Raw genomic sequence first — 17,737 nt, 5'->3', positions numbered from 1 at the left:
TCACGGCTGAGTTACTGTCACGCACAAAAACGCCCGTTTTTGCCGCCAATACAGAAATCGGGTAGTTATCCCACCCAGATCCACAAAAGAGATTGTGGCGCAACGTGGAGCGAGTGTGGCGGCATTGGCATAAGGAGAAAACTACCGCTGACGGAGCAGTACAGACGACGGAAGTATGAAATGCCAGCATCGCATTCGGCAGTCCGCCGAACGCTTGCTGGTCGGGGCGAACCCCGAACCCCCTCTCAAAAATCGCACAAAGAAAGGAGTATGATACCATGAGAAAACGCAATCGAACTATCACTATCCGCTGTACCGATGACGAGTATGAGCGGATACACAACAAGGCTCAGCGATATAAGCTGTCCCTCAGCGACTTCGTTCTCGGATCGGCACTCGATAAGAAAATAGTAGTAGTTGACGGGCTGGGCGAGGTCGCAAAGCAGCAGAAAACTATCGGTCGTAACCTAAATCAGATAGCAATGCTGGCTCATGAAGGACGGCTCCACTCGGTCAGACTGGACGTGCTTATTGAGCAGCACAAGGCTGTCACCCAAGCCGTTTGCGACATAGCCAAGGAGGTGAGATAGTGCCTATCATCCATTTCATAAACAACAAAACTCAGACCGCTGGCGACATGAGGAATGTCCTCGCATACGTCAGCCGAAAGGAGAAAACAGTCTCAGAGGACAAGCGTTTCGTGACCGGAGTCAACTGCTCGCCCGAGACTGCCCTCGCTGAGATGAACGCGACCAAGAATCTTTACCACAAGCATGACGGTCGTCTGTACTATCATCTGGTGCAGAGCTTTCCGAGTGGGTATGAGATTGAGCCTGAACTCGCTCACAAGATAGCAGTGGAGTTTGCTGAGAAAACCTTCGGAAAGTATGAGTGTGTAGTTGCAACTCATATTGACCGTGAGCATATACACAGCCACTTAGTGGTGAACTCTGTCAGTTTCGATGACGGAAAGAAGTATCATTCCAACAAGGAGAGCATTGAGCAGCTGATGAAGATCAGCGATGAGATCTGTCAGAGGTACGGAGTTCATGTCCTCGATGCTCCCAAGAAGAAAATTAACAAGGACTTCCTCTCCGACAGCGAATACAGGTCAGCCAAGCGCGGCGAGAGTTTCAAATGGGAGCTGATGAACGTCATCAATCAGGTGATGAAACAGGCAAAGTCAAAGAAGCAGTTCTGCTACATGATGAAACAGCAGGGCTACAGTGTCAGGTGGGAGGACAACCGCAAGTATATCACATACACTTGTCCCAATGGCAGGAGATGCCGTGACAATAAGTTTCACGGCGACAAATACAGAAAGGAGAATATGGAGTATGAATTCAAAACAAGAAGAATTGCAGCAGATGTACGACAAGGAATTGTCAGCAGCGGCGGACACTCAGCCAACAGTGGTGGTGCTCGATTCCAACTGGAGAGCGCTGATAGAATTGAACAAGCTGATGTCGCAGGAGCAGCTGGAAATACTCACCAGACTCTCGGTGCTGGCGACGAAAGCGGATACAGAACAGTTGCTGAAAACAGTACGCTCCGAGCAGAGGGATACCATAGCGACCTGTCGGGAACTGCTGAATCAAGCAGAAGAACTGTCGGAAACAGCGACGGCTCAACTGGAGAAAGCAACAGCGGACCTGTCCTCACAGGCTGGGAAGTTGAACGAGGAATATGGCTCGAAGCTGAAAGAGCTCGACGAATACAAGCACAGGCTAAGATCAAAAGCAGCCAAGTGGATAGTGATCTCGCAGTCGGTTTTGATAGCATTGTCAGCGGCGTTACAGCTGTGGCTTCGATAATCGAGGACGAGCCTGACGAAGAAGATATCGACAGAGGACTTGACAGCAAAGCACTTGCCGAGGAAAGAGAACGTAAGGAAGCTCTCGGAATACACATGGGATAGTCATGTGAGGTGTGCTTTGTTTCAACAGTCGGTTTTCGTCAGGTCTGATGACTGGATTTCGACAACGAGCTGTGGTATGATTGTTGGTCAGGAGGTGACCGCGGCGATGAAGTTGCAGGATCTATACTACGGAAACGTCATACCGTGTCAGCACGATGTGAGGAAGGACTCCGATTATGCAAATCGAAGTCTGGAGCTGTTGGAGATGTGCGACACACTGGAGAAACGGTTGTCGGCTGACGATAAGAAGCTGTTCAATGACATAACGGATATGCAGGGAATGCTGTCCGAGACAATGGTGGCGGAGAGCTACATACAGGGCTTTCGTGACTGCGCTGAACTGATAATAGACGTGATGTTCGGCATGAGCGATAACCTGAAATAACATAACAATCAAATGGAAAGGGTACGGACAGAGCCGTACCCTTAGTCGTTTTCAAAAAGGAGAATGTTAAAATGAGCAATTTAAATCACATAGGAAACACAAGCGAGAGATATATAAGGAGCGTGATATATTGGGAAGAACTATTAAAGAACCGCAAATCAGAAACATCAATGTCAGATTTAATGGAGACACACAGGGCTTCGACCTGTTCATAAAATCGCTGCTCAGCGACTATCTCCATTCGGGTGATATAGACAAATGTCAACTGGCAGATGTTGTTGATAAGGTCGAAATTTCGAGCGAGAAGGAAAAATCAGTAGACTTCTGAGGAGGTCTGTGGTATGGTGTGTCGTAGCACCAAACGAGGTGCTGCGACTGCCAAAACGAATGGAGGTATAAAAATGAAAGCATGGTTATATTACAGACTGTCCCGAGACGAGGACGCTGAGATGAACAGTCTTCAGAATCAGCGCCAGATACTCGTGGACTATGCAGAGCAGAACGGATACGAAATAACAGGCGAGAGCTTCGACGACAACGTATCAGGTATGACATTTGAACGAAAGGGACTTCATCAGATAGAGCTTGCGGTGGAGGACGGCAAGGTTGACGTCCTGCTGGTCAAGGACTTATCTCGACTCGGCAGGCACCGAACACGCACGGCGCTGTTCATTGACTACCTGCGTGAGAACAATGTTCGAGTATATTCCGTGACCGAGGGAATCGACTCATCAAACGAGAATGACGATATGATAATCGGATTCAAGCAGCTCGTCAACGACTTCTACGCCAAGGACATCGGCAAAAAGGTACGCGCAGGCATACGACAGAAACAGAAAACAGGAATGCCTGTGAACCTTCCGATGGGATACTATAAGGACAAATTCACAGGTGAGATACTGGTCGATGAAACGGCGGCAGCGATAGTCAGAGAGATATTCGAGAAGTTCTTTGAAGGATACGGACTGAGCACTATAGCCAAGGAATTCAACCGCCGCGGTATAAAGTCACCGGAATACTTCTCGCACAGAAAGGTCGGAGCACAAAGAACGCAGATGTGCAAGAAATTTTTGTGGGTGCAAACAACGGTAAAGCGTATAATTCAGAACGAGGCGTATACAGGAACTCTTGTCAATCATAAAACTGTGACGTCTAAAATCTACAAGACCGTGGACGTTATTCCGCCTGAAGAGCAGTATCGCCACGAAAACTTCATGCCTGCGATAATTGACAAAGAGACCTTCGAGCAGGCACAGATATTGCTTGAAAGCAGGCTTAAAAATCATGCCCGTGCGAAGTTCGGAAGCGTTATCCATAGGTACTGCGGAATGATAAAATGTGCCGAGTGCGGAGCAAGCCTCATAGCTAAGAAACGGACAGTAGCAGGGCACTCATGGGTTGAGTACACCTGCAACAGCAATCACCGTTACGGCAATGAATACTGCACCGCTCACACTATCAGAGAAGAACAGCTCGATGAGATAATACACACAGAGCTTGCAATGCTCCGTCAGGAGATACTTGATTCCAGTCAAAAGTACGACGAAATAGTCAAAGACTGGAACAAGAAAAAGACAAAATACGATAAAATGATAAAGGAGTATTCGCAGATGATAGTCAGCCTTAATGGTCAGATCGAGGAACTGATAATGGAGCGTATCGGTGACCGCGAACACGCCAAAGTCTACAACTCAATGATCGAAAAGCGTGAAGCAGAGATAGCGGAGCTGACGCAGAAGATAGAGGATTGCAAAAGGTTCGACGAACTCAGCAAGAAGCGCCGCGACGAGCTGATGTCCACAGCAGAGCTGCTCGACGAGGTGCTCCTCGAACCGTACATCTCGGATGCGAATATGCGCCTGCTCGTCCACAAGATAAACGTCCACGAAAACGAGGACGGCAGCCTTGATGTAACGTTTGAATTCAACGGCGACTTCAAGGATACAAGCACTGGTTGCTTTGAGATTAACGATTAAAGCAGAAAAAGCCGCAGGAAGACCTGCGGCTTAATTATTGGTGCGGATGACAGGACTTGAACCTGCACACCTCTCGGTATTAGAACCTAAATCTAACGTGTCTGCCAATTTCACCACATCCGCGATATTAAATTTTGTTGATTATGTACAAACAGATGGGTCGCTTTATAATTCCAATGACGTAGCGCGAACGAAATCTATCGCGTCTGCCAATTCCGCCACACCCGCATACAAAACAACGTTATTATTTTATCATAAACTCCCTACTTTGTCAAGACCTTTTGCTCAAAAAAATGCCCGATGCTCAAAACATCGGACTGATTTTTTTATAATCTCTTAATATTGTCAAGAATTATCAGCTTGTGCGTAAAACCCTCAAGCTTGTTTTTGATATCACCATTCTTTATAAAAAGGAGTGTTGGCAGTGCTGTAACGTCATATCTCTTCGCAAGATCTGGCTGAGAGGTGATATCACACTTAGCTATGATAGCGGTCTCTCCAAGCTCCTCTGCAGCTTCGTTAAGCCCTGCCTCTGTTCTTTTACAGTGAACACAGGTAGGTGAGTAAAATTCTATAACAAGCGGTTTGTCTGCTGATATCAGCTCGTTGTAATTCTGGTTTGTCAGTTCTGTAAGCATTTTTTTTATTTCCTCCAATATATATTATATTATTCATATAGCTTTACTATGAATATAGTGATTATATCACTATTTACACACTTTGTCAAGAGTATTATCAAACATTTCTGTATATCATATTTCTCATATATGTTAGTTATGAATAAAATGTACAACAATAATAAGGTATTCCTATCATATATGTATGATTTCACAAAAATCACTCATAGCTATTGACATTTCCATAAAATCATGTATAATAAAAGCATACTAATCATATCGGCTTGATATGAATTGAAAGTGAGGAGCTTAAATTGTCAAAGATCAATAAGCGAATGCAGCGATGTTGACACTGGAACTATCACAGCAATATATCTTAATTGGAGTTGTCAGCTATGTATATAGAATTAAAAAGCATTAATAAAAGCTATGGCGATTTTAAAGCTTCGGATAACGTAAGTTTTGGTATTGAAAAGGGAAAGCTTATCGGTCTGCTTGGACCGAGCGGCAGCGGTAAAACAACTATCCTGCGTATGCTTGCAGGTTTGGAAAAACAGGATAGCGGCGATATTATTATAGATGGTAAAAATGTCAACAAACTTCCATCAAATGAAAGAGGTATCGGATTTGTTTTTCAAAGCTATGCGCTCTTCCCTTTTATGACAGTTTACGATAATATAGCTTATGGTCTGAAGGTTCAGAAAAAAGATAAGAAGTTTATCAAACAACGTGTGGCTGATCTTCTTGAACTTGTTGGCTTGCCTGACGTTGGCAAGCGTTATCCTGATCAGCTTAGCGGAGGTCAAAGGCAGCGTATCGCTCTTGCAAGAGCACTAGCACCTCAGCCTGAACTCCTTCTACTTGACGAACCTTTTGCAGCTATCGACGCAAAGGTAAGAAAAGAACTGAGAACATGGCTTCGTGATACTATTGATAAAATAGGCATAACAAGCATTTTCGTTACACACGATCAGGACGAAGCAATAGAGGTCGCAGACGAAATTGTTATCACAAACAAAGGCAGAGTTGAGCAGATAGGCAATCCGGTTGAGATATACCTTGAACCTAAAACTCCTTTTGTTGCTCAGTTTATCGGTCAGTCCGCAGTTATCGAGGACTACAGCAAGCTCAAAGGCTTTGAAACAGCAGAGGGCAAGACTTCAGCTATAATCAGACCTGAGTTTATCGAGATAAACAAATTTGAAGACAGCGAGTATCACCAGTTTGAAAGCTCAATGGAGGATGCCGTTGTGGAAGAAGTTTCATTCAGAGGAAACGCCTTTGAGGTTAAAGCTTCCATAGACGGTATCTCAGTAACAGGAAGATATCCGCTGAATGCTTCCCGTCTGAAAAAAGGTGATAAGGTAAAAGTACTTATCAAGAAGCTTTACACTATTGATGAAAACACGACAAATATTCTCGTAAACAAAGCTCTTGATGACTCAGAGCTATACTACATTTAATAAGGAGGACATTAAAGATGGAAAATAATAAAACAAAGTCCTCTGCTATACAGAAGATACTCAAATGTGGCATCATATCATGGGTAGCAATAATTGCCCTTTGGGGAATAGGATCTTTGAAATATGATGAATATTTTCTTCCAAGCCCAAAGGAAACGATCGACAGCATGAAGGAACTTATCAAAGACGGAACTCTTTGGAGTGACATTGTTGCAAGCGTCGGAAGAGTAATAAAAGGCTGGCTACTTTCAATAATTTTTGCTGTTCCTATGGGTCTTATTGTAGGAAATTTCAGACCTGTACGCTGGCTCGTTGAACCTATACTTAGCTTTTTCAGATTTGTGCCTGCTATTGCATTGACGACACTCTTTCTAATGTGGTTCGGAGTAGGCGAAGAATCAAAAGTAGCACTTATTTTCTACGCATCATTCTTTCCTATGTTCGTAAACACTATAGCGGGTGTGGCTTCAACTGATAAGCAGCTCGTGGAAGCAGCTTCCTGCATGGGGGCAAAAAAAGCAAGAGTTTTTTTCACAGTAGTTGTACCATCAGCGGTATCTAATATCTACACTGGAATAAGACTAGGACTTAGCTCAGCTATCATCTGTGTTGTGGCAGCTGAAATGCTGGTCGGCAGTGATGGCCTTGGTTATCTTATAAACAGCTCGAAGCTTTATTACAAAACAAGCTGGGCTTTTGCAGGAATTGTCACACTTGCTGTGATCGGCTTTGCTGCTGACAGGATCCTACAGTTTATTGGCAAGAAAAAACTTAAACACTTTGACGTAAAATAATTAATTTAACAGGAGAGATTTAAAAATGAACATAAAAAAGATAATCGCAATAATAGCATCGACAGCATTGACAGCAACTCTTCTTGCATCATGCGGTAGTTCATCAAGCGGAAAAACCGCAAAGAAGGTTATCAAAGACGGTAAAGAACTTAGCGTTTTGAGAGTTGCGAACATGACAGGTCAGCCAGATCAGTATGCCGACTATATCGGTATGGAGCAAGGAATATTTGAGAAATATGGTATATCTCTCGAAACATCAGAATACGCTGCCGGCATTAACACAGTTGACGCTATTGCAACAGGCACAGCAGATACAGGACTGCTTGCAGATTTTGCTGCTGTAAACAGAATTGGAAATACTCTCGATAACACTAATCTTGTGATTTTTTCAGATCTAAGTTCAAGCGTTTCATATAACGGCGGACTTTTTGTTGCACCAAAATACAAAGATGATCTTGATGCTTTAGATGAAAGTGAAGGATGGATAACTTCTATTGGGACAGTTTCAGAATACTTCAACTGGCAGGCTCAGACTTATTTAGGACTTGACCCGTCAAAGCAGAAAAACGTCAACACAGATTCCATATCAACTCAGATAGCAGTTGCACATAACGGTGAAGCATCAGCCGCTATCGTTACAGGCTCAGCTATAAAAAAATATGAAGCAGAGGGCTGGACTCAGGTCGCATCTGCAAAAGATATAGGGATAAACGTATCTGCTTATCTTATAACATCAAGCGACTTTGCAAAGAACAATACTGAAACTCTTACGAACTATCTTAAAGCACTTGATGAAAGCGTTAAATACATAAATGACAACTTAGATGAGTCGGCTGAAAAAATATCAAAGAAATATGGAATCGAACCAGATGATTTCAAAACAAACTGGGAACAGTACAGTATTAAACTGGGACTTTCTGAGGAAGCTGCATCTCATCTTGATGAAATAAATAAGTGGGCGTATGAGAATGGTAAATATCCAAACAGTTACAACATAAGGGAATTTTATTATCCAGATGCAGCAAAAAAAGCATTTCCAGATAACGTTACGGCAGACCTGACAAAAGCAGACAAATAAACAAGGAGGAATCAGACATGGGTTATCCAAGCATTTATCCAACAGGAGTTACAATATACAACAAAGAAAAAGCCTACAGCGGCTATACGATCTTCCCGTCCGCTAAAGGTGCTCTGCTCATAGATATGAATGGCAATGAAGTAAAGCTTTGGGCTGGACTGGGAGGATTTCCTAACAAAATACTCCCAGGCGGATATGTAATGGGCACAACAGGAGCAAGAGGAGGTAAATATGCATATCAGGATCAACTTGATCTTGTTCAGGTAGACTGGGACGGTCATATCGTATGGAAATTCGACAAAACTGAACTTGTTGCCGACCCGGGTAAAGAACCGGTCTATATGGCTAGACAGCACCATGATTTTCAGCGTGAGGGCAGCACTGTGGGTTATTATTATCCAAATGGAGAGCCAAAGACAAACAGTGGCAATACACTTATCCTTACTCACGAGAACCTTTACAACCACGATATTTCAGACAAAAGACTTATCGACGATAAGATCATCGAAGTGGATTGGGAAGGCAATATAATTTGGAGCTGGCGTGCAAGCGACCACTTTGACGAGCTTGGCTTTGACGAGGCCGCAAAAAACGCATTGTTCAGAAACCCCGGTCTTCACGGTGAGGCAGGTGGAGATTGGATGCACATAAACAACTTCTCTACCCTTGGCGAAAATAAGTGGTATGACGCAGGTGACAAACGCTTCCACCCGGGCAATATCATATTTGACGCAAGAAATTCAAACATACTCGGAATTATCGAGAAATCAACAGGTAAGATAGTATGGCGTGTAGGTCCTAACTTCAACGAAAGCGAAGCCACAAAGAAGCTTGGCTGGATAATTGGTCAGCACCACCTGCACATGATACCAAAGGGACTTCCTGGAGAGGGCGACCTGTTGGTATTCGATAACGGTGGCGAGGGTGGCTACGGCACACCTAACCCTGCTTCCCTCACAGGCGTGAACAATGCACACAGAGATTACTCAAGAGTACTTCAATTCAATCCTGTTACACTTGAAATAACATGGCAGTACACTCCCCTTGAAGCAGGAAATCTGCTTTTTACTGACGCTTCTAAGTTCTATAGCTCATACATCAGCTCTGCACAGCGACTTCCGAACGGAAACACTCTTATTACGGAAGGTTCAGATGGACATCTTCTTGAGGTCACACCTGACCATGAAATAGTTTGGGAATTTGTAAACCCTTATTTCAAGAATTTTGCTGGAACATTCAAAAGCAACATGATCTACAGAGCTTATCGTGTACCATATGAGTGGATACCACAGCTTGAAAAGCCTGTTGAGACCTCTATCGAGCCTATCGACATTACAAAGTTCAGAGTACCGGGTGCTTCTATTGGCGAGGGCACAGGACTTGTTACAGCCGTTGACGGGATCGACCCAACAAAAGGAGTTCCTCTCACAGGTTCAGGAAATGAAGAAGATGATGAAGAACGTATCGACTTCTGTGTTGCTTCTGTAAAGAAAAAAGACCTAGAATAAAATTAATGTACATAAGGCAGCTTCTGTAAAACGAGGCTGCTTTTTTTAAGACTGCAGAGAGTTTAGGCTATTTCAACTTCCGTGTTGATAAATGTAAACTTTTTTAGAAAGTATGATATAATATAGTATTGCATTAAATAAAAAAAAGAGGGTGTAAAACTTGATCGATCTTGATGATTTTTGGTATATAGTCAGATCGCAACATTATACCAAAAAGCGGAAATAATATATGGCAATTTGGAATACGTTCCGCCAAAGCAAATAGATAAACTTTGGAATAAGGCTGTAGACAAATGGGACGATTGGCAAGCTGCACAGCATATAGCTAAGAAATATGATGATGACGGATATCTTCGCAAGAAGGAATAGCATAAACAAAAAATAAGCTGCTACAGAAAAAATCTGTGGCAGCTTATTCTATTCAGAATAGTCCTAATTTTAACCTATCAATATCGGCTCCTGATATCTGTTTGTACGAATCCATAAGATTTTTAATCATATTTAATGACGAGCGGGTCGAAGGACCAATTACATAGTGTATTGTCGGAGAAAATTTATTATACGAAAAAATGGCTTTGGTTTTATAGGCTTGACCATAAAGAACCTTTCCTCTTAGAATTTCAAATGAATAACCTTTCCCGTCTCTTGCAATATGCTTAAATGGTTTTGTTAATGATAATTGCTGGATCTTACACCTAAGTCTGTTAGTCATTTTTGAGCAAAGATCTAGCGTATTGAATCTGTCAACAAAAATACTTCCACAGTCTTTATACAAATGTTTATGACCTCTTATCTTAAGAGCTGTATAATGTTCATTTATGCAGCTCCCGCATTTAGTGCATATTTTTGTTTCAATTTTAGGTGAAACAACAAAAAGATAATCACACTCATCTGCATTTTCACGCAGTTCAAGTATATTAAATTAATCAAGACAAAGCATATTTTGGCTGTGGTTTATAAGCATATTCTATCATTTCATTACAATTTTTTCGTAGAGGACAAAGTCTAATTACTGAAGATAAGAGGCAACTATCGTTCAGAGTTGACATCATTATCTGAATTATCTCCTCACTCAAACACTCCCCCGTCAAGCTGTCCGCAGAAATAAAGATCATTCATAGTCGGCTCGCTCATAACAGCGTTAGGGGTGGGCTTTGTCTTTGAGATAGTCTTCGACTTTGTATCCTCATAATAAATGTTCTCGATAGGCAGCAGAACAATGTCCGCTTTCGGAATATCCCAAACCATACCCCTTATGTGCTCAAAAAGCACATCGGGGCTGTCATTTGCAATAACTGAGCCTTTATTCAAGATGATAAGATCGTCTGTTATAGTGTCGATGTCGGAAACGATGTGTGTTGAGATTATTATAATGCTTGTTTCTTTGAGCTTCACCATTATCCGCTTGAACTGCTCACGCTCAAATGGGTCAAGACCTGCGGAGGGCTCGTCAAAAATCAGTATCTCGGGGGAGTTAAGGATAGTCTGTGCAATGGCAAGTCGCTGTTTCATTCCGCCCGAAAATGACCTTATCTTGTCGTCAAGATTTTCAGACAGATTCACAAGCCTCAGCACACGTCTTATCTCGTCCTCAATAAGCGGCTCAGGCATTCCTTTTAACAGAGCCGAAAATCCGAGAAATTCATGGGCGGTGTAGCTTGGATAAAATGGCTGATACTGAAACTGAAAGCTCAGCTTTTCACGATATTTCTCGCCCATTTCAAAAACGTCCTGCCCGTCAAGGGTCACGCTGCCGCCCGACTTTTTTATCACGCCCGATATGCAGTTCATTATGGTGGTCTTGCCTGCGCCGTTTGGTCCAAGCAAAGCGTTTATGCCCGTATGAAATTCGCAGGTTATGCCCTTGAGCACCTGCTTTTTGCCGTATCTTTTGGATAAGTTTTCTACTCTTAAAACGCTCATATCATCACCACTCCTTATCGGTCAAAGCTTTTTTCATAATATCCGCTGTATCTCCATGCAGTCAGTCCGCTCAAAATCGCTGCAAGATATATGAATACAGCTACCGCTTCCGAACAATCAAAAGCCCTCATATAGTCAAGGTTGTTAAGCTGCCCATTTACGCTTGTGACAGCCGCAAACATATAAGGCGAAAGTGCTCCCACATAATGTGCGGCGGCGGACATGACCGCTATCAGCCCAGAGGTCAGCATAACATATTTTTTCACAGAGCGCACTTGCTTTGCCACAAGCACGAAAATGCCGTAGGTTATAAAAAGCGACATAAGCCTTGTGACATATAGCCATATTATTGTGCCTCTAACAGTTAGCATTAAAGGCGCAAGGTCAAATTGCCACACGCTTTGTAAAGATGAGGTGCTGTACTTGCTCTGATGTAATGTTCCGCTTATAATAAGGTCTGCAAAAAAGCTCAGTGTGAACATTATAAATATCGCCACTGATAAAATTATCTCCCGTGACTTAAAAAACGCTGACGAATTTTTAGATATCCTTATCTGCTGATCCATTCGTTTTTCGTAACTGTCCGCAACAAAAACACCCACAAGCAACAGCACAAATATCGGCATAATATCTACCGCCTGCAATTCAAGAAACTTCAAAAACGGCTCGTCATTTATCACCTGCGGTGTTGAAAAGGCAGCGTAAAGTCGGCTGTTTTTCACAAGGTCAGAGGGAATATTAGCGTCTGTTAGACCTCTTCCCGTGCGTGCATAGCTTCTGATGCTTTCGACCATGAAACAACTGCGAAGCTCGGTCTTATACTTGTTCACGGCGGCTGTGATGTTATCGTTATAACCGCCTGCGTAACTCCTCAGCTCATAGTCCGTTATGTATTCATCACATTGATCAAGTGTCTTGTCTGCGGAATTTTCTATAAGTTCATTGTATATCTCCGCCGTTTCTTTGTTCATATAGGTAAGATTATTTGAAGAATCAAAGCTCCGATACACTGTGAATTTTGCGGAAGCTGAAAAAATAATCACTATGACAAAAAGCAACCAAAATTTCTTTAAAAGCCGTGAAGTCTGATAACTATACATACTTTTCATTATCCCACCTGTCTTTCAGCAAGAAGATATGTCCCTGCAGCAAAAACTGCGGCCATGATGAACATAATAGCAAAATAAACAACGTATTCTCGTGCAGGTATTCCCCAAAAATTCATATAACCCGTTTCATTGAGCATATTGGTGTAATTGCCTGTTAAAATGTCAACGGCAGGGTTTGAAAAGCTTGTGGTTTTCAGATATAATGGTACAAATATTGGCACAAGGCAGACCGCTCCTGCAAGTATGGTCTTTCTGCTAAGCATTGAAAGAAACATCACAATGCTTGCGGTGAAAAGTGCATAAACAAGCTTTGCGGCAAATACTGCAACCACATATCCGCTAAAGCTCATATTCGCCGAACTTAGTTCAAAACCGCTCAGATATTGCAATGGCATATCAAGTTTAAAGCCGTTTGTATCGTAAATAAAAAGAGTTATAATATCCACAGTGTAAATTATCAAAACAAGAATTATTACAGCAACAAAGCCGGTACAAAGCTTGAAAAGTGAGAATTTCCTCACGCCCGTTTTGGTTATTCCAAAGCTTTTTATCCTGCCGCTTTGTATCTCTGATGAAAATATGCTGAAAAGGAGCAGATAAACACCGAATGGTATGAGTATTTCAGATGACATATAGTTTTCAAAGCCGTCAGCGGCTCTGGTGTCAATGATATTATCAGATTTTTCAAGCGCTGTTATAACGGAATCATAGTCTTCTATAAGTTTGTTTGACAGCTTTAAAGAATACTCATCAGTAACGCCACGCCTTGCATTTCGGCTGTAACCTCTCACACGCTCGGATATGAGCTTCAAAGAGTTTTGCTGAGCGTAAAGCTGCCCCTCAATAAGAGAAAACATACTGTCAAGACCCACACCAGCCTGAGAATTTTTCTGAGAAAAATCTATTATCTTTTTCTCAAGCTCCACAGGCAATTCAGCCTGTTTTACACCGCCCGTGTTGTGGTTATTTTGATAGTCGTTTATCTCATTATTAAGGGAGTTTTGCTCATCAGCAAGCTTTTGAGCGCCTTGGCTTACGGCTTCCGAGCCGCTTTTAAGATAGGTCATGTATTTTTCGCCATAAGCATAAGAAGGTCTGAGTACAGATATCAAAAAGGCACAGGAAAGCAAAGCCAGCAATAAGCTTATCAAAGCTGACTTCGCCATATCTTTTCTTATCATAAATCTGAGAAGTTTCAAATCGTCACACCTCAAATATCAAGCTCTTACATTTCTGACTGTATCTCTGCATATGTATCATAATCCCATTCGCCGTTTGAAATAAACTTGTGCAGTTTAAAATCTTTATCCACAAGATAAGCGGCTGTATCAGCGTCGGGATTATAGGTCGAAAGAAGGAAATAATCCTCACAGTTATTGAATATCGTCATATAGTCGATATACTCATAGCCGTAAAAATACTTTTCATTGAGCTTAGCATCATCAATTATCTTCTGCGGTTTATTATCGTTATCAAGATAATAAAGCACATACTGATACATTTTGCCATTATCATTTGGCTCACGAACAAGCACTATCATAGTGTTATTGAAATACTGAAAATATCTTACAAAAGATTTGTCTTTAAAAGTGCAAACTGTGTCACTTTTTTCATTATCCTCGTTATACCTATACAGCTTGTTTTCGCCATTAGAGTAATACACATTTCCGTCGGCAGGATAATACATATACGGCGTATTTTCGCTTATCTGAGAGCCAACATCAATGCCTGTATCCTTGACGTTCTGAGGGCCTGAAAGTGGAGCTATAAATAGGCGGACTGTATCCGTTTTTGGACAAAGCCTTGTAAAATAAAGCTTGCCGTCGCTTATGTAATAGGTATTGGCTTTTGTTATCTCGCTTTTGTCAGAGTTTTTGAGAGCGTATTTATATAGCGAATAGCCTGTGCTGAATCCGTTCTCGTCGGTCTCGCTCTTTTTGTATTTGCCCTCAACAAAATAGATATCTCCGTCTTTGTCCATAGACATACGGCCTAATATGCTGTCCTTTGGTGCAGAATACACTTCTGTGACATCGCCGCTGTTGTAATCCACTGTGACAATGCTGTAATCTTCCTTTTGCGTAGCAGAATTATACACCGACCTTACAGCGTATATAACGCCGTCATATATGGTATAGCAGGACAAGTTTGAATACTCTTGAAGCTTGACCTTTATCATTGCAAGGCTGTCGGATTCGATATCATATTCTGCAATGCCGTCATAGGTTTTGTAATACACAAAATTGTTTGCAAATGCAGTAGAAGAAGCTTCAGGACACAAAAGGTTTGTGGGAGAAGCAGAAAGTTCTTGTTGACCCTTTTCAGAAGAAACCGCCTTATCGGATTTTGTGCCAAGAGAAATGAAAAGTGTAACTGCAACTGCGGCAATTATAACTGCGGCTGTTGCGATAATAATTTTAGTTTTCATAATTCACACTCAAGTTCTATTATTGACTATCAACGGAAAGCGTTGTGCTGTAATTGCCATGTACCTTATCATTATAAATATGTACAGTTTTTACTAACTTTGAAGATGTACAACCTTTTAACCCAAACGAATGCTCAATTTTACCTGTGTCAGAGTGAGATGATCCACAACCAGTACCACCAACAGAGGCACTTGCATAAACATAACCGCTGTATTTACAATTTGGATTGTAAACATTGTTATTGTTACTTGATGTCCTAGTCCAAGCTTGACCAGCTACAGTTGAATTTGTTCTTATTCCTGTTACAAAACATGAAATATAAGCATTTGAGCCAGAACCACCAACTGCTCTGCCGTATTTTATGGCTTCATACGCACTAGCCCCAATAGCCATAGAACTCATCATCATAACAGCAGCACCCATAGCTGCGATTCTCTTAACGATTTTTTTCATATTAAACGTCCTTTCTTATTATAACATCCAAATATTTGAATGTCAATGTTTTGTTTTTGATTTTGGATTATATAAATTTTATTACTGCATTGGAATCGCCTGTCCTTTCTGTGCACAGCCTATTATTTTAGCATGACGCTGTTTTGCTGTAAACAGTAATAGTTTCATACTTTGAGCCACTGTAAACATCAGCAGTCGTCTTTACACGATAAGTACCGCTGCCGATATTATACTTTGTGTTGTTAAATGAAACACTAGATTTGTTTACAGTTTCTACCCAGCTTGCTACATCAAGCCATTTCGTACCACTTTTGTACTGCAATGTTTGCTTGACCACAATTTTGGTCACAGTTTTAGAACTGCCTTGTACGGTTGATTGACAAGTTGCATTTTTTGATGAGATACTCACTATCGATGTGATCTTGTTGATATACGCATACCTTGCATCAACCTCATCTGTCATTGCAACCTCTTCACAAGAAGCAAAAACAGATATAGTCATACAACAGGTCAGTATAACTGTCAGAACTAAGCATATAAACTTTTTCACTGCCTTTCAATTATATAAACTGAAAAAACGATAAAAATGGCTGGTTGCAAAATAAAAGTTTGTATGTTTCCACAATTGTACGTACTTGTTTTTGTTGTTATTGCATAAAAATAGTGCACAGTATCACACCATGCACTATTAATTTCTATTTTACAGAATAGTAGATATCCATTATTTCTGATTCAGATATGTCACCGCTTAATTCAAATATATATTCACCATTATCCCACAAAATACTTATGAAATCATCATTTGTGTATAAAATAAACTCATTTCCGAATTTATCTGATGAAGTTTTGAAATGACCACGTTCATTATCATAATATGAAGAATAAGAATCCGCTGTATATTGGTCGAAATATATGCTCTTTTTCTTATCATCTGAATAATAGCATAATCCGATATGATCGTCAGTTGAAACACTTTCGTTTTCATCTAAAACAAAACCTTCCGGAACAGTAATACTATATTGCTTTTCTATCCTGCTCTTGTGGTCGCCTATATCCTCACTATCATATTGAACAGATACAACTGAGTGATCATTAAAAATTCGCAGGAAGAAATTCTTTATGGCGTTTCTTGCAGGTGCATAGGCTGCAACAGTTGTTGTACCCATAATGGCTGCCGCAATTATGGCAGAAGCGATCCTTCGTCCTGTGGTTTTGATAAGCGGATAATAGATGCGGCTTTGGTTCTTTATGAGCTTTTCTTTTTTGTTCAGATAGTCCTTAGAAAACTCATAATTTTCGTACAATGACAGATCTAGGCTATTTAGTTCGTCGCAATACAAAGGTACAAGCTTTTTTAATTCTGATCGTGTATCACTCATCGTCGTTTATATCCTTTCTGAGTATTTTTCGGGCTTTTTCAAGTCTTGATTTTACTCCGCCAACAGATAAATGCAACTGCTTTGATATTTCCTTGACCTTAAAGCCATAGAAATATTTCATCATAATAACGTCACGGTAAATATCAGGCAGCTTTTCGACCATATCAGCAACAATAAGCTGTTCAAAGTGGTCGCAGTCTTCAGATATCTCCTTGATTTTTTCATCTATCTGAACATTGATACTGTGTTTATGTTCTTTTGCAAGAATATCAATACACACGTTTCTATTAATAATAACTGTATAAGCGACTATTTCGGCTGGTTCTAAACTATGAATTTTTTTGAAATTTTCTGCTAACGCCAAAAATGTTTCAGAAACAGCTTCTTCTGCCAAGGCATTATTATGTAACTTTGACATTGAGAATACGAACAATTTTCTTTCAAGAGAGTCGTATATTTTTCTGAACTCTGATTTATCATCATCGTCGATCAGCGTCATACAAACAGCGAGCATTTCATCACATCCTATATACTTTATAATGTATCAAGTATAGCATTATTTATTTATAAATTCAAGAAGGATGTCTGTAGAATTAACATCTTGTTGATTGTGAAATGTTTGTTAACATCAACACGGAAGTTGAAATAGCCGTAATTCATTATGTTAGTTTGTCAATGATATTGGACACGATAGTTATTGAAGAA

General features: G+C 41.1%; 19 protein-coding genes and 1 tRNA gene. 10 read left to right on the top strand and 10 right to left on the bottom strand.

Annotation, left to right across the window (positions count from 1 at the left end):
• Positions 1 to 278 precede the first annotated feature (278 nt).
• From DW015_RS12225 to DW015_RS12205, 5 genes are all read left to right on the top strand, one after another.
• Positions 279 to 590 (top strand): plasmid mobilization relaxosome protein MobC, encoded by a 312-nt coding sequence (locus DW015_RS12225; RefSeq protein WP_117905822.1) that lies wholly within the window; start codon positions 279 to 281, stop codon positions 588 to 590.
• Positions 590 to 1,918 (top strand): relaxase/mobilization nuclease domain-containing protein, encoded by a 1,329-nt coding sequence (locus DW015_RS12220; RefSeq protein WP_117905821.1) that lies wholly within the window; start codon positions 590 to 592, stop codon positions 1,916 to 1,918. Before DW015_RS12225 ends, DW015_RS12220 begins: the two co-directional genes overlap by 1 nt.
• A gap of 106 nt (positions 1,919 to 2,024) precedes the next feature.
• Positions 2,025 to 2,303, top strand: coding sequence for a DUF6809 family protein (locus DW015_RS12215; protein ID WP_117905820.1), 279 nt, complete (start codon positions 2,025 to 2,027; stop codon positions 2,301 to 2,303).
• A 130-nt stretch (positions 2,304 to 2,433) separates the two neighbouring features.
• The gene (locus DW015_RS12210; protein ID WP_117905819.1) at positions 2,434 to 2,631 is read left to right on the top strand and encodes a hypothetical protein; all 198 of its coding nucleotides are present in this window, start codon (positions 2,434 to 2,436) and stop codon (positions 2,629 to 2,631) included.
• A gap of 73 nt (positions 2,632 to 2,704) precedes the next feature.
• Entirely contained in the window at positions 2,705 to 4,279 is a 1,575-nt protein-coding gene (locus DW015_RS12205) for a recombinase family protein (protein ID WP_181979925.1), read from the top strand.
• Between the two features lie 38 nt (positions 4,280 to 4,317).
• Here the strand turns inward: DW015_RS12205 and DW015_RS12200 are convergent.
• Both DW015_RS12200 and DW015_RS12195 read right to left on the bottom strand, forming a co-directional pair.
• Positions 4,318 to 4,402 (bottom strand) — tRNA-Leu (locus tag DW015_RS12200).
• 203 nt (positions 4,403 to 4,605) lie between these two features.
• Complete coding sequence (locus tag DW015_RS12195) at positions 4,606 to 4,917, bottom strand: thioredoxin family protein (RefSeq protein ID WP_022288447.1); 312 nt, start codon at positions 4,915 to 4,917, stop codon at positions 4,606 to 4,608.
• 374 nt (positions 4,918 to 5,291) lie between these two features.
• On the opposite strand from DW015_RS12195, the gene DW015_RS12190 reads away from it, so the two are divergent.
• From DW015_RS12190 to DW015_RS13640, 5 genes are all read left to right on the top strand, one after another.
• On the top strand, positions 5,292 to 6,359 hold the full coding sequence (locus tag DW015_RS12190) for an ABC transporter ATP-binding protein (RefSeq protein ID WP_117905817.1): 1,068 nt from the start codon (positions 5,292 to 5,294) through the stop codon (positions 6,357 to 6,359).
• Between the two features lie 17 nt (positions 6,360 to 6,376).
• A complete protein-coding gene (locus DW015_RS12185) occupies positions 6,377 to 7,153 on the top strand; it encodes an ABC transporter permease (RefSeq protein WP_022288445.1) in 777 nt (258 codons plus the stop codon).
• 25 nt (positions 7,154 to 7,178) lie between these two features.
• Positions 7,179 to 8,231 (top strand): ABC transporter substrate-binding protein, encoded by a 1,053-nt coding sequence (locus DW015_RS12180; protein ID WP_117905816.1) that lies wholly within the window; start codon positions 7,179 to 7,181, stop codon positions 8,229 to 8,231.
• A gap of 17 nt (positions 8,232 to 8,248) precedes the next feature.
• Positions 8,249 to 9,739, top strand: a complete 1,491-nt coding sequence (locus DW015_RS12175; RefSeq protein ID WP_117905815.1) for an aryl-sulfate sulfotransferase — start codon at positions 8,249 to 8,251, stop codon at positions 9,737 to 9,739.
• A gap of 180 nt (positions 9,740 to 9,919) precedes the next feature.
• On the top strand, positions 9,920 to 10,108 hold the full coding sequence (locus DW015_RS13640) for a hypothetical protein (protein ID WP_117905814.1): 189 nt from the start codon (positions 9,920 to 9,922) through the stop codon (positions 10,106 to 10,108).
• A 699-nt stretch (positions 10,109 to 10,807) separates the two neighbouring features.
• Here DW015_RS13640 and DW015_RS12160 read toward each other — a convergent pair.
• The 8 genes from DW015_RS12160 to DW015_RS12125 form a co-directional block, all read right to left on the bottom strand.
• On the bottom strand, positions 10,808 to 11,662 hold the full coding sequence (locus DW015_RS12160) for an ATP-binding cassette domain-containing protein (RefSeq protein ID WP_117905812.1): 855 nt from the start codon (positions 11,660 to 11,662) through the stop codon (positions 10,808 to 10,810).
• Between the two features lie 14 nt (positions 11,663 to 11,676).
• Entirely contained in the window at positions 11,677 to 12,633 is a 957-nt protein-coding gene (locus tag DW015_RS12155) for a hypothetical protein (protein ID WP_207659387.1), read from the bottom strand.
• Between the two features lie 137 nt (positions 12,634 to 12,770).
• Positions 12,771 to 13,952: a hypothetical protein gene (locus DW015_RS12150; RefSeq protein ID WP_207659386.1), complete on the bottom strand. Its 1,182-nt coding sequence runs from the start codon at positions 13,950 to 13,952 to the stop codon at positions 12,771 to 12,773.
• Between the two features lie 44 nt (positions 13,953 to 13,996).
• Complete coding sequence (locus tag DW015_RS12145) at positions 13,997 to 15,199, bottom strand: hypothetical protein (RefSeq protein ID WP_117905809.1); 1,203 nt, start codon at positions 15,197 to 15,199, stop codon at positions 13,997 to 13,999.
• A gap of 19 nt (positions 15,200 to 15,218) precedes the next feature.
• Positions 15,219 to 15,653, bottom strand: coding sequence for a hypothetical protein (locus tag DW015_RS12140; protein WP_022287689.1), 435 nt, complete (start codon positions 15,651 to 15,653; stop codon positions 15,219 to 15,221).
• A gap of 127 nt (positions 15,654 to 15,780) precedes the next feature.
• Positions 15,781 to 16,116 (bottom strand): hypothetical protein, encoded by a 336-nt coding sequence (locus tag DW015_RS12135; protein WP_117905808.1) that lies wholly within the window; start codon positions 16,114 to 16,116, stop codon positions 15,781 to 15,783.
• A 232-nt stretch (positions 16,117 to 16,348) separates the two neighbouring features.
• Positions 16,349 to 16,957: a DUF4367 domain-containing protein gene (locus tag DW015_RS12130; protein WP_207659385.1), complete on the bottom strand. Its 609-nt coding sequence runs from the start codon at positions 16,955 to 16,957 to the stop codon at positions 16,349 to 16,351.
• Positions 16,958 to 17,024: 67 nt separating this feature from the next.
• A complete protein-coding gene (locus DW015_RS12125; protein WP_117905806.1) occupies positions 17,025 to 17,546 on the bottom strand; it encodes an RNA polymerase sigma factor in 522 nt (173 codons plus the stop codon).
• Positions 17,547 to 17,737: the final 191 nt, after the last annotated feature.

Origin of the sequence: Ruminococcus sp. AF37-20 (assembly GCF_003460465.1) — a bacterium.
GTDB classification, from domain to species: domain Bacteria; phylum Bacillota; class Clostridia; order Oscillospirales; family Ruminococcaceae; genus Hominimerdicola; species Hominimerdicola aceti.
The sequence above is the reverse complement of the archived record's forward strand: the minus strand, read 5'-3'. Positions and strand labels throughout refer to the sequence as shown.